This is a genomic window from Microbacterium testaceum (assembly GCF_029761935.1).
Classification (GTDB): domain Bacteria; phylum Actinomycetota; class Actinomycetes; order Actinomycetales; family Microbacteriaceae; genus Microbacterium; species Microbacterium testaceum_A.
Genome location: NZ_CP121699.1, coordinates 344,950 through 356,688, shown reverse-complemented (window position 1 = coordinate 356,688; position 11,739 = coordinate 344,950). Strand labels below are relative to the sequence as shown.

The window sequence follows — 11,739 nt, the reverse complement described above, 5'->3', positions numbered from 1 at the left end:
CGCCGACGTGAGTCGGCCCCGGGTCACCAGTCGATGGCGCGCGTCTGCCCGATGAGGCACCCGCCGGACGACAGGCCGGGCAGCACCGCGGTGACGGGATTGCCGATCGAGGGGCCGACCTGACCCACCAGGCACTGATCGCCGATGCGGACGGAGAACTCGATGCTCTCGGCGGGGTTGTCGACCGTGGTCCGGTCGGGCGTCACCTGCATCGCGGCCTTGTCAAAGCCCGCGGCGGCGAGAGCGTCGATGTAGGCGCGCCCGGCCACCTGATCGGGGCCCGACCAGACTCCGGAGACGACCTGGGTGAAGAACGGCAAGTTCTGCGCCGCGGTCCCCCCGGGTACGAGCGCGGGAGCGGCCGGCGCCGTCGGCGTGGACGTGGACGACGGCGAGGCCGAGACCGACGGTGGGACGGACTCGACGGGGCCGGGAGCGGGCGACTCGCCGGTGCACCCGGCGAGGCCCAGCACCGCGACGAGGGTCAGGGCGGCGAGGGGACGACCGAGGAGGCGGGACACGCGTCCGAGTCTACGGACCCCTCCGCCACACCCCGCTCCGGACGACGCGATCGCCCGCGCCGCGACCGTCCCCCGCGCCGCCGTGAAACCCCGACTCAGAACGGACCGGCCTCGTCCGCGACCGCGTCCGACGACGATCCCCCGCTGCCCCCGGCGCTCGCGCCGACCATCTCGACGTCACCGGCGACCCCCTCCGACGCCCCGGGGATCGCCCATTGCTCGTCCGCCTCCGGCCCCGCCGCCTCTGAGGCCGCGACGCTCGGGGCGCCCGACGACCGCGCCGCCTTTTCGAACCGCGTGGTGCCCCACCGCAGGTCGTGGCCGATGGCGTCGGCGACGACGTCGGCGCTCACCCCGCGTTTGACGTCGTTCTCCCACTCGCGCAGCCGCAGACGGCCGGTCAGGACGACCCGCTGCCCCTTCCGCAGGGAGTGCAGCGCGTGAGCCCCGAGGTCTCCGAACGCCGAGACGTTGTAGTAGTTCGTGTGCCCGTCCACCCACTCCCCGCGCTCGCGATCGAGTTTGCGCTCGCCGACGGCGATGCGGAAGGCCGCGATGGGCCCGCCTCCGCGCGTGGCGCGTTGCTCCAGCTCGCCGACGATGTTGCCCACCAGGGTGATGTGATCGCTCATGTCCGTTGTTCCTCTCGACGTGGTGTGCGCTCCGACATCCGTGTGCCCGACGGATGCCGGAGCCACGCTCAGAATGACTGGATCGATGCGTACGCCGCGGGTCGATCCGGCGGTTCTGTGGATGATTCCGGCGATCAGGCGCCTGGGGAGGACGGACCCCGGAGACGACCGGCGTCGATGTCGGAGGTTGGTTCTACCGTCATCCCATGAGCACCGCACTGTGGAACGACCTCGCTCCGGCACCGCGTCCGGCCGGGTGGGGCGCGGCGACGCACGTCGCCGCCGGCCTGTGGCGCATCGCCGATCCGCGCGGCATCGTGGTCGGTCATATCCGCGCGATCGCCGCCGACGGAGGGTGGCGCTACGCCGCCGAGCGGTTCCACTCCGCCTCCGGCAGCTTCCGTCGCCTCGGCGAGTTCTGGTCGTCCGCCGACGCCGTCGAGTGCCTGCGGTACCTCCGGTAGAACCGTGCGGCGCTCGGCATCCGGTCTCCCGGTGCGGTCGGGCTGTGCTCAGACGACGGTGGCGAAGTCCGTTCGAGAAGGAATCGCGCTTCCGCCGCGTACGTCGTCCCACGCTGAGCGCAAAATGCCGACCGCCCGCCGCAGCGTCGACGGCGACGCGGTGAACGGCACGCGCAGACGACGGTCGTGGCCGCCCTCAACGGCGAATCGCGATCCGGCGGAGAGGGCGAGCCCTCGTGCCCGCGCCGACATCACCAACGGCGTGCTCAGCGGCTCGCCGATCCCGACCCAGAGAGACACACCGCCGTGCACCTCGGGCACGTCCCACTCCGGAAACAGTCGCCTCAGCTCCTCGACCAGGCTGTCGCGACCCGCACGCAGCAGGGTGCCGCGCTGCGCGGCGATCTCGTCGAGTCGCGGGATGAGGCGCGCCGCGATGGCCTGCTCGAGCTCGGGAGTCCCCAGATCGTGCACGGGTCGACCGCTGGCCAGGCGCCGCACGATGTCGGGCGCTGCGCGCACCCACCCGACGCGCAGTCCACCCCACACCGTCTTGCCGAGGGAGCCGACGCGGATCACGCGCTCATCCTCGGGAAATGCCGCCGACTGCGATCGCCGATCGATGTCGAGCTGTGCGGTGGTCTCATCGAGGACCAGGAGAGTCCCGACCGAGCGCGCGCCCACGACGAAGGCATCCGTCTCGTCCGCGGTCATGGTGCGCCCCGTCGGGTTGTGGAAGTCGGGCATCAGGTACGCCAGCGAGGGCAGCGCCCTCGCGAACGTCTGCTCCGCGCGCTCGAGGTCCCATCCGTGGGTGGAGTCGACCGGCACGCCCACCAGGCGTGCCCCGACCCGACGGAACGCATCCGCCGCGTGAGGGTAGGTGGGGGTCTCGATCATGACCCGGTCGGCGCGGTGCAGGAGCACCGAGGCGATCAGGTGGATCGCGCTCTGCGCCCCCGTCGTCACGAGGATCTGGTCGGCGGAGGTGGCGAGACCTCTCGCGCGGTAGTGCTCGGCGATCGCGGTACGCAGGCCCACATCGCCGACGACGTCGTATCCGATCCGCGCGACGAGTGCCGGCGCGTCCTGGATGACCTCCGCCATGATCCCCGGAAGCCCGGGCCAAGCCGCGGGACTCGCCTGCTGCAGATCGATCGTCTCGGCGTCCGGTTCGTGCCGGCCCGGGTCGGTCCGACGCAGGGGCAGGGTGACGCTCCCGCTCCCGCGCAGGCTCTCGATGTGTCCGGTGTCGCGCAGGCTCTGGTACGCGGCGGCGACGGTGGTGCGACTCACTCCCAGAATCGCCGCCAGCTCGCGCTCGGCGGGCAGGGCCGTGGCCGGAGCGAGGCGATTGTCCAAGCAGAGCAGACGGACACCGTCGGCGAGTGCCTCGTAGGCGGGGCCGTTTCCCCGCCAGCCACCGAGAGAGGCGGCGAGGGTGCGGGCCGATACGCGCGAGTCCATGCGGCCACCGTAGTCGAATTGGCATCCTGCACCAAAGCCAATCCCGTGATTGGATCGCCACATGTCTTCTCGGATCCTGCGCCTCTTCTTCGGACTCGTGCTCTACGGCTTCGGCTGCGCCGTCACCGTCGCGGCCGGCCTGGGAGTCGACCCGTGGACGGTCTTCGCGCAGGGACTTTCGCGCGTGACGGGGATTGGCATCGGCTGGATCACGAACATCGTCGGCCTGGGCGTGCTCCTGCTGTGGATCCCCCTGCGCCAGAAGCCGGGGGTGGGAACCGTGGCGAACATCCTGCTCGTCGGCACGAGCCTCCAGCTCTCGCTCGGGCTGCTCCCCCACCCCGACACCTTCTGGCTGCAAGCCCTCATGCTCGTCGCCGGCGTGGTGCTGGTGGCCGTGGCATCCGGGCTCTACATCGGAGCGCACTTCGGCCCCGGCCCGCGCGACGGCCTTATGACCGGAATGCACGCGCGCTTCGGCTGGCCGATCTGGGCGTGCCGCCTCGGCGTCGAGGGGTCGGTGCTCGTCCTCGGGTGGTTGCTCGGCGGCACCGTCGGCATCGGGACCGTCGTCTTCGCGCTCGGGATCGGGCCGTTGGTCCACCTCGCCCTGCCGCTGCTGGCCACTCCGAAGCCCGCGGCGCCCGCGCGGACGATGGCATCCGCCTGAGACACCGACGGTGGGGCGGCTCCCGCGGACCGGGAGCCGCCCCACCGTTCAGTGCTCGCGGAACTCGGGCCGCTCGCTGCCGGGCTTGAGGTGCGAGTGCACGGCGTTCTTCGCGATCTCCATGGAGGGGTAGACGCCCAGGGGCTCGTCCTTGCCGGCCATGTGAACGCGGTAGCCGTCGCTCTCTTTCTGGATCTTCCCGACGACGCCGTTCGGACCGTAAGCCACCCAGATGCGTCGCGTCGCAGTCTCGGACATGAGTGCTCCTTTGCTCTCTTTCGCCGGAATGTACCGCCGCCCCGGCAGATGTGCCAGGGGCTGGCGCGGCGGGAACGCCTCGGGCGATATCCTGAGATCGACCCCCAGTAGCTCAGTGGATAGAGCAGCGGCCTTCTAATCCGCCGGTCACACGTTCGAATCGTGTCTGGGGGACCAGAGCCGGTGTCGGCACCCCTCACTAGGATGTGGGGATGGTAAACGCCTCCGAGAACGACCGGCTCGTCTGGATCGACTGCGAGATGACCGGGCTCGACCTGGCCGTCGACGAGCTCGTCGAGATCGCCGTCGTCATCACCGATTTCGAACTCAACGTGCTCGACCCCGGTTTCCAGATCGTGATCAAGCCCGACGCCTCGGCCCTCGCCAACATGGGCGAGTTCGTCACCGAGATGCACCGCTCCTCGGGTCTGCTCGACGAGATCCCGCACGGAGTGAGCCTTGCGGATGCCGAGTTCCAGACACTCGAGTACATCCAGCGGTTCGCGCCCGTCGAGGGCAAGGCTCCTCTCGCCGGCAACACCATCGGCACCGATCGCATGTTCCTGGCGAAGTACATGCCGCGCGTCGACCGCTGGCTCCACTACCGCAACGTCGACGTGTCGAGCATCAAAGAGCTCTCGCGCCGCTGGTATCCGCGCGCCTACTTCCAAGCCCCGGCGAAGAACGGCGGCCACCGCGCACTCGCCGACATCCGCGAATCGATCCGCGAGCTCGCCTACTACCGCGCCGCGGTGTTCGTGCCCCAGCCGGGCCCCACGAGCGACGAGGCCAAGGCCGTCTCGGCCTCGGCCGTGTCGTCGTTCACGCTGGACGTATGACATAATCGTTCAGTTGTCTGCTGCGGCAGACACATGGTGGCTATAGCTCAGTCGGTAGAGCACCGCGTTGTGGTCGCGGGGGTCGCGGGTTCAAGTCCCGTTAGCCACCCCAACGAAGAAGGCCCGGTCGAGCATCGCTCGCCGGGCCTTCGTCATTCGCGACCGGCGCTCCCCCGCGCCGTAGAATCGACACGGAACGTCGGCGCGATCTGTCGGCATCCGTTGGACGGTTCGAGACCCCCGGGAGGCCCGCCGTGAACGACCGCGTCGACGCGCGCTCGGCCCTCGAGATGGATGCGTCGGCGTTCGAAGAACTCGTCGTCGACGAGCTGGATCAGCTCCCCGACGACATGGTGGACGGTCTCGACAACGTCGTCTTCGTCGTCGAGGACCGCCCCGAGGACGGGTCCCTGGATCTCCTCGGGCTGTACGACGGCTGGGCGTTGACGGAACGCGAGCGCTACGGCGTCGGCGAGCTCCCCGATCGCATCATCGTGTACCGGGAGCCGCACCTCGCCGCGTGCCACGACGAGGCGGAACTGCGCGACGAGATCCACACGACGCTCGTCCACGAGATCGCTCACTTCTACGGCATCGACGACGAACGCCTCCACGAGCTGGGGTGGGCGTGATGGCGGGCGTGGCGAGTCCCGACCTCGATCTCGATGTCGACCTCAAGACCGATCTGGCGGCGGCTCCGCCGGCGTCGTGGCAGACCGTGGTGTGGAACGACCCCGTGAATCTCATGAGCTACGTCACCCACATCTTCCGCACCTACTTCGGCTACGACGCCGCGACCGCGAACCGGCTGATGCTCGCCGTGCACCACGACGGCCACGCCGTGGTGGCCCGAGGGCCTCGCGAAGTCATGGAAGCCCACGTGCAGGCGATGCACGACTTCGGCCTCTGGGCCACCGTCAGGAAGGACCCCGCGTGAGCGAGCGCGTCGTCGTGCTGGAGATCAGCGGGCTCGAGGCCCTGCATCTGGCCGGCATCGTGGGACAGTTCCGCGATCTGCTGGCGGACTCCCGCGCGGGCGAGGACCCCGCGGTGGAACGCCTGCTTCCGGACGCCTACCCCGACGACGCGGCTGCGAGTCGGGAGTTCCGGCGTCTGACCGGCGGGGACCTCCTCGAGCGTCGGTCGCAGGACGTCGCCACGGTTCTGCACACCCTCGGCCTGGACGGCGCGGACCTCGATCCCGACGCGACGATCGCCGTCGCCCTCGGTGAGACCGAGGCCCTGGCGTGGATGCGCACGCTCTCGGCGCTGCGACTGGTCATGGCGACCCGTCTCGGCATCCAGAACGACGACGATCACGATCCCGAAGACCCGCGCTACGGCGTGTACGACTGGATCGGCTATCGCCTCGACGGTCTCGTCGCAGCTCTCGATCGCGCGTGAGCGGCGTCGTCGACGTCCTTTACGGGACGGAGACGACCAGATCGGCCAGCCGTTCCGGATGGTGCGCCTCGAGATGCCGGTCCTCCTGCGCGGCCCAGCGATCCCAATGCGGACGGTAGGTGTCGCCGTCGCGGTCGAGGGCACGCGCCTTGCGGGACGCCGGCGGAGCATCGACCCACACCGACACGTCGGCGAGTCGCGCGACCTCGGGGGTGAGAAGTCCCGAACCTTCGACCACCAGGGGCAGCGAGGGGTCGACGGCGTACGCGTCGGCCCGCGCGCTCGCTTCCCAGTCCCACCGCTCCCAGACGCCGATCAGCCCCCGCGCGTGCGGAGAGAGGATGACCCGCCGGGCGTATTCGACGCCCTCGGCGAGGCCGTCCCATCCGGGGTAGACGTCATCGAGGGCGACGAGTTGCACGCGTCCGCGGCCCGGCCATGCCGCGACCAGGCGTCGAGCCAAAGAGCTCTTCCCCGCGCCACTGCGCCCGTCGAGGGCGACGACGGGGTTCGCGGCGCCGACCGCGACGATGCGCGCCGACACCGCGGCCAGAGCCGCGGTGAGGGCGTCGGCAACCGGGCCCGCGTTACTTCTTGAGGGCGCGGATGACACGGCTGAGGGCGCGACCGGCCACCCACACGAACGGGATGCCGACGGCAAGCAACGCGACGAGGTTCGGGTCGAACCGCAGATCGTCACCACGGCGGATGTAGGCGCCGAGGGGCAGCGTGTAGCCACCGCCCCCGCCGCCACCGTTGCCCTGCTCGTCGGAGCCGCCGCCGTACCCGGCCCAGGTGAGGGCGACGGGGATCATCTTGACGCCGTTCACGTCCTGCTGCTCCCCGTAGGCGGAGGTGACGCCGAAGCTGGTGGCCTGCTTGCCGAGTTCCAAAGCGATGTTGGGCATGGCACCACCGTAGCGGCCCGGCCTCGGAGCATCGAGGGGCGTTGCGCGACCGGGACCGGCGTGTCAGTGGTCGTACGACGGCCGTGGGTTCGTGGGTAGGGCTCCCCCACCGCGCGACGGCCCGAGCAGCGATCCACGGGTGACGGCCCCTCGGCCGAAGCGGGTGGTGGCGTCGTCGAGCGCTCCCTCGACGCGGCGCCATTCGGCGTCGTCATCCCACAGGGTGGCCGCGATCGCCGCCGGCTTGAGCTTCTCGCCCCGCACGCCGACCAGGCGAACGGCCTGGCGTCGGTCGATCCCGTCGAACAACTCGATGGCCGCGTCGCCGATGCGCTGGCCGACCGAGGTCGGTTCGGGCAGCGTGCGCGAACGGCTGAGCGTGGTGAAGTCCGAGAAGCGCACCTTGATCGAGATCGTCGACGCCTCGTACTGCTGCGCGCGCAGGCGCGCTCCCACGCGATCGGCGAGGCGGCGGAGCTCGACGTGCAGCGTGCGGGTGTCGGAGATGTCGGTGTGGAACGTCTCTTCATGACCGACGCTCTTCTCCGAGCGCCCCGTGTGCACCTCGCGGGCGTCGATGCCGCGCGACAGGTGCCAGATGCGCTCGCCCATCGCGGGACCGAGCACCCGCTCGAGCGCAGGCCGCGGGGTGTCGAGGATGTCGGAGATGAGCCGGATGCCGCGAGACTCGAGCGCCTCGGCGGCCTTGGGACCCACTCCCCACAGCGCGCGAACCGAACGCGGGCGAAGGAACGCCTCGGTGTCGGCCTCGGCCACGACGAGCAGCCCGTCGGGCTTGGAGATCGTGGAGGCCATCTTCGCGACGTGCTTGGTCGCGGCGACTCCGATGCTGCAGGTCAGCCCGGTCTCGGCCTTCACCCGAGCCCTCAGGTTTCGCGCGATCGTGCCGGGGCTCCCCCACAGCCGCCGCGCACCGCGGACGTCGAGGAACGCCTCGTCGATCGAGAGGGGTTCGACCAGCGGGGTGACGTCGTGGAAGATTGCCATGACCTGCCGCGACATCTCGGTGTAGCGGTGGTACGGAGGGTTGACGACGATCGCGGTCGGGCACATCCGCAGGGCGATCGCCACCGGCATCGCCGACTTCACGCCGTAGCGGCGGGCCTCGTACGAGGCGCTCGAGACGACGCCGCGCCCCTCGGACCCGCCGATGATGAGCGGCTTGCCGGCGAGGGACAGATCGTCGAGCACGGCGACCGAGGCGAAGAAGGCGTCCATGTCGACGTGCAGGATGCCCGTGCCCGTGTCATCGGCGTCGGGGCGCGAGACGATGCGCCCCGTTCCGTCACCTCGTCCCATGGCATCCATTCTCCCCCGGACCTCCGACATCGGTCCTCGGCGCCCGCGCGAGGTCAGCGACCCGCGCATCCTCGACCGTCGTCCCGCGACAACCGCCGAGGCTGTGCACACGCCCCGGGCCGGGAACGACGGATGCCACGGCCCCACCCCTCGCGGGGCGCGGTGCCGTGGCATCCGGTGTCGATTACAGAGCGGCGGCGCGCTCCAGCACGAGTTCGCGCACGCGCGCGGCGTCGGCCTGGCCCTTCATCGCCTTCATGACCGCGCCGATGACGGCGCCGGCAGCCTGCACCTTGCCGTCGCGGATCTTCGCGAGCACGTCGGGCTGGGCGACGAGGGCCTCGTCGATCGCGGCGATGAGCGCCCCATCGTCCGAGACCACGGCGAGACCGCGGGCGTCCACGACCTCCTGCGGGGTGCCCTCTCCGGCGATGACGCCCTCGAGCACCTGGCGCGCGAGCTTGTCGGTGAGGGTGCCGGCGTCGATCAGCTTCTGCAGCGCCGCGACGTTCTCGGGAGAGACGAGGTCGGCCGCGTCGCGCTCCTGCGCGTTCGCGACGCGGGTGATCTCACCCGTCCACCACTTGCGAGCCGAGGCGGGAGCGGCTCCCGCGGCGATCGTGTCGGCCACCGCGTCGAGCAGGCCGCCGTTGGCGACGTCCTGGAACTCGAGGTCGGTGAAGCCCCACTCGCCCTTGAGCCGACGACGACGGGCCGCGGGCGGCTCGGGGAGCGCGGCGCGCAGCTCCTCGATCAGCTCGGGCGCGGGCACCACCGGCAGCAGGTCGGGCTCGGGGAAGTAACGGTAGTCGTCGGCATCCGACTTCGGGCGCCCCGGAGACGTGCGACCGGTGTCCTCGTGCCAGTGACGCGTCTCTTGCGTGATCGTCCCGCCCTTGGCGAGGATCGCGGCCTGACGCTGGATCTCGTAGCGCACCGCACGCTCGACCGAACGCATCGAGTTGACGTTCTTGGTCTCGGTGCGGGTGCCGAGCTTCTCCTGGCCGCGGGGGCGCAGCGAGACGTTGGCGTCGCAGCGGAGGTTTCCGCGTTCGAGCTTCGCCTCCGAGATGCCGAGGCCGCGCACGATGTCGCGGATCGTCGCGACGTAGGCCTTCGCCAGTGCAGGCGCCGAGTGCTCGGCACCGAAGATCGGCTTCGTGACGATCTCGACGAGCGGGACGCCGGCGCGGTTGTAGTCGACCAGCGAGTACTCCGCACCCTGGATGCGACCGGTCGAGCCGCCCATGTGGGTGAGCTTGCCGGCGTCTTCTTCCATGTGCGCGCGCTCGATCGGCACGGTCACGATGGTGCCGTCCTCCAGCTCGACCTCGACCGAGCCCTCGAAGGCGATTGGCTCGTCGTACTGCGAGATCTGGTAGTTCTTGCCGAGGTCGGGGTAGAAGTAGTTCTTCCGCGCGAAACGGCTGGACGGGGCGATCGAGCAACCGAGGGCGAGGCCCAGGCTGATCGACGACCGGATGGCCTCGGCGTTCACCACCGGCAGAGCGCCCGGAAGGCCCATGTCGACCGGAGCGACAAGTGTGTTCGGCTCGGCACCGTGGTGGGCCTCGTTGGCGGGGTTGGGCGCGGCCGAGAACATCTTGGTCGCGGTGTTGAGCTCGACGTGCACCTCGAAACCGAGGACGGGCTCGAACATCTTGAGCGCCTCGTCGAAGTCCATCAGGGCATCTTTCGCCATCAGAGCGACGCTCCGTTCGTGAGAGAGGGGGCCTTGTCGAGCAGCGGGGCACCCCACTGGTCGACGAGCAGCGCTTCGAGGGCCGCACCGACACGGTAGAGGCGGGCGTCCTCGCGAGCGGGGGCGAGGAATTGGATGCCGACGGGCAGGCCGTCCTCTGCGGCGAGACCGCTCGGCACCGAGATGCCGGGCACGCCCGCGAGGTTCGCGGGGATCGTGGTGACGTCGTTGAGGTACATCTGCAGCGGGTCGTCGATCTTCTCGCCGAGGCGGAAGGCCGTGGTCGGCGCCGACGGCGTCGCGATGACGTCGACCTGCGAGAACGCGGCGTCGAAGTCCTGCTGGATGAGCGTGCGGACCTTCTGCGCGCTGCCGTAGTAGGCGTCGTAGTAGCCGGCGGACAGGGCGTAGGTGCCGAGGATGATGCGGCGCTTGACCTCGGGGCCGAAGCCCGCGTCGCGCGTCGCCGCCATGACGTTCTCGACGGTCGCGGCCCCCTGCGGGTTCACGCGCATGCCGAAGCGCACCGAGTCGAACTTCGCGAGGTTGCTCGACGCCTCGGCGGGGAGGATCAGGTAGTACGCGGCGACGCCGTACTCGAAGTGCGGGGCGCTGATCTCGACGATCTCGGCGCCCTGCGCCTCCATGGCCGCCAGCGACGCGCGGAACGAGTCCGACACGCCCTTCTGGAAGCCGCGGTCGTCGAGCTCGCGGATGACGCCGACCTTGAGGCCCTTCAGGACCTCGCCGGTCGCCCCCTCGCGGGCGGCGGCGGCGAACGAGGGCCACGCGTCGGACAGCGAGGTGGAGTCGTTCGCGTCGTGTCCACCGATGACGTCGTGGAGCAGACCCGCGTCGAGCACGGTGCGGGTGACCGGGCCGACCTGATCGAGGCTGGATGCCAGGGCGATCGCACCGTAACGGCTCACTCCGCCGTAGGTGGGCTTGACGCCGACCGTGCCGGTGACGTGCGCGGGCTGACGGATCGAGCCGCCCGTGTCGGAGCCGAGGGCCAGCGGCGCCTCGAACGCGGCGACGGCCGCAGCCGACCCGCCGCCGGATCCGCCGGGGATGCGGTCGAGGTCCCACGGGTTGCGGGTGGGGCCGTACGCCGAGAACTCGGTGGAGGAGCCCATCGCGAACTCGTCCATGTTGGTCTTGCCGAGCGGCACCAGGCCCGCGGCGCGCGAGCGCGCGACGACCGTGGCGTCGTAGGGCGACATGTAGCCCTCGAGGATCTTCGATCCGCTCGTGGAGGGCATGTCGGTGGTGACGAGCACGTCCTTGACGGCGAGCGGAACGCCCGCGAGTTCGTGCAGCTGCTCGCCCGCCGCGCGGCGTCGGTCGATGTCGGCCGCGACCGCGAGGGCGTGGTCGCTCACGTGCAGGAAGGCGTGCACGTCGCCGTCCACGGCGGCGATGCGGTCGAGGTGGGCCTGCGTGGCCTCGACGCTCGACACCTCTTTGCTCGAGAGCGCGGAGGCCAGGTCGGCGGCGGTGAGGCGGGTCAGATCGGTCATCGTCCCTGCTCCTTCGTCGCGTCGGAGGTGGAGA

General features: G+C 70.5%; 15 protein-coding genes and 2 tRNA genes. 8 read left to right on the top strand and 9 right to left on the bottom strand.

Going from position 1 to position 11,739, the window contains the following annotated elements; genetic code table 11:
* Nucleotides 1-23: 23 nt before the first annotated feature.
* Together QBE02_RS01680 and QBE02_RS01675 are read right to left on the bottom strand one after the other, a co-directional pair.
* A complete protein-coding gene (locus tag QBE02_RS01680) occupies nt 24-521 on the bottom strand; it encodes a DUF6993 domain-containing protein (protein WP_279366865.1) in 498 nt (165 codons plus the stop codon).
* Nucleotides 522-616: 95 nt separating this feature from the next.
* Nucleotides 617-1,153, bottom strand: a complete 537-nt coding sequence (locus tag QBE02_RS01675; RefSeq protein ID WP_279366864.1) for a single-stranded DNA-binding protein — start codon at nt 1,151-1,153, stop codon at nt 617-619.
* A gap of 206 nt (nt 1,154-1,359) precedes the next feature.
* Here QBE02_RS01675 and QBE02_RS01670 point away from each other — a divergent pair, with 206 nt between their 5' ends.
* Nucleotides 1,360-1,617 (top strand): hypothetical protein, encoded by a 258-nt coding sequence (locus tag QBE02_RS01670; protein ID WP_279366863.1) that lies wholly within the window; start codon nt 1,360-1,362, stop codon nt 1,615-1,617.
* A 48-nt stretch (nt 1,618-1,665) separates the two neighbouring features.
* On the opposite strand, the gene QBE02_RS01665 is transcribed toward QBE02_RS01670, so the two are convergent.
* Nucleotides 1,666-3,084 carry a PLP-dependent aminotransferase family protein gene (locus QBE02_RS01665; RefSeq protein WP_279366861.1) on the bottom strand — a complete coding sequence of 473 codons (1,419 nt, stop codon included), beginning with the start codon at nt 3,082-3,084 and terminating at the stop codon, nt 1,666-1,668.
* A 61-nt stretch (nt 3,085-3,145) separates the two neighbouring features.
* Between QBE02_RS01665 and QBE02_RS01660 the strand changes: the two genes are divergently transcribed.
* The gene (locus QBE02_RS01660) at nt 3,146-3,754 is read left to right on the top strand and encodes a YczE/YyaS/YitT family protein (protein ID WP_056230978.1); all 609 of its coding nucleotides are present in this window, start codon (nt 3,146-3,148) and stop codon (nt 3,752-3,754) included.
* 48 nt (nt 3,755-3,802) lie between these two features.
* Here QBE02_RS01660 and QBE02_RS01655 read toward each other — a convergent pair whose 3' ends face one another.
* A complete protein-coding gene (locus QBE02_RS01655) occupies nt 3,803-4,012 on the bottom strand; it encodes a methyltransferase (protein ID WP_279366860.1) in 210 nt (69 codons plus the stop codon).
* 101 nt (nt 4,013-4,113) lie between these two features.
* Here QBE02_RS01655 and QBE02_RS01650 point away from each other — a divergent pair.
* The 6 genes from QBE02_RS01650 (at nt 4,114) to QBE02_RS01625 (ending at nt 6,255) form a co-directional block, all read left to right on the top strand.
* Nucleotides 4,114-4,189, top strand: a tRNA-Arg gene (locus QBE02_RS01650).
* A 35-nt stretch (nt 4,190-4,224) separates the two neighbouring features.
* The gene (gene orn, locus QBE02_RS01645) at nt 4,225-4,851 is read left to right on the top strand and encodes an oligoribonuclease (RefSeq protein ID WP_279366859.1); all 627 of its coding nucleotides are present in this window, start codon (nt 4,225-4,227) and stop codon (nt 4,849-4,851) included.
* Nucleotides 4,852-4,887: 36 nt separating this feature from the next.
* Nucleotides 4,888-4,963 (top strand) — tRNA-His (locus QBE02_RS01640).
* 178 nt (nt 4,964-5,141) lie between these two features.
* The gene (locus tag QBE02_RS01635) at nt 5,142-5,483 is read left to right on the top strand and encodes a metallopeptidase family protein (RefSeq protein ID WP_279367845.1); all 342 of its coding nucleotides are present in this window, start codon (nt 5,142-5,144) and stop codon (nt 5,481-5,483) included.
* Nucleotides 5,483-5,788 (top strand): ATP-dependent Clp protease adapter ClpS, encoded by a 306-nt coding sequence (gene clpS / locus QBE02_RS01630; RefSeq protein WP_279366857.1) that lies wholly within the window; start codon nt 5,483-5,485, stop codon nt 5,786-5,788. The genes QBE02_RS01635 and clpS overlap by 1 nt, the downstream gene beginning before the upstream one ends.
* On the top strand, nt 5,785-6,255 hold the full coding sequence (locus QBE02_RS01625) for a DUF2017 family protein (RefSeq protein ID WP_279366856.1): 471 nt from the start codon (nt 5,785-5,787) through the stop codon (nt 6,253-6,255). Before clpS ends, QBE02_RS01625 begins: the two co-directional genes overlap by 4 nt.
* Nucleotides 6,256-6,274: 19 nt before the next feature.
* Here QBE02_RS01625 and QBE02_RS01620 read toward each other — a convergent pair whose 3' ends face one another.
* The 5 genes from QBE02_RS01620 to gatA all read right to left on the bottom strand — a co-directional run bounded on the left by QBE02_RS01620 (nt 6,275) and on the right by gatA (nt 11,705).
* A complete protein-coding gene (locus QBE02_RS01620; RefSeq protein ID WP_279366855.1) occupies nt 6,275-6,868 on the bottom strand; it encodes a hypothetical protein in 594 nt (197 codons plus the stop codon).
* Nucleotides 6,843-7,163, bottom strand: a complete 321-nt coding sequence (locus tag QBE02_RS01615) for a hypothetical protein (protein WP_056230965.1) — start codon at nt 7,161-7,163, stop codon at nt 6,843-6,845. Before QBE02_RS01615 ends, QBE02_RS01620 begins: the two co-directional genes overlap by 26 nt.
* Nucleotides 7,164-7,226: 63 nt before the next feature.
* Nucleotides 7,227-8,483: a DNA polymerase IV gene (locus tag QBE02_RS01610; RefSeq protein ID WP_279366853.1), complete on the bottom strand. Its 1,257-nt coding sequence runs from the start codon at nt 8,481-8,483 to the stop codon at nt 7,227-7,229.
* A gap of 184 nt (nt 8,484-8,667) precedes the next feature.
* Nucleotides 8,668-10,185 (bottom strand): Asp-tRNA(Asn)/Glu-tRNA(Gln) amidotransferase subunit GatB, encoded by a 1,518-nt coding sequence (gene gatB / locus QBE02_RS01605; protein WP_279366852.1) that lies wholly within the window; start codon nt 10,183-10,185, stop codon nt 8,668-8,670.
* Entirely contained in the window at nt 10,185-11,705 is a 1,521-nt protein-coding gene (gatA, locus tag QBE02_RS01600) for an Asp-tRNA(Asn)/Glu-tRNA(Gln) amidotransferase subunit GatA (protein WP_279366851.1), read from the bottom strand. Before gatA ends, gatB begins: the two co-directional genes overlap by 1 nt.
* Nucleotides 11,706-11,739: the final 34 nt, after the last annotated feature.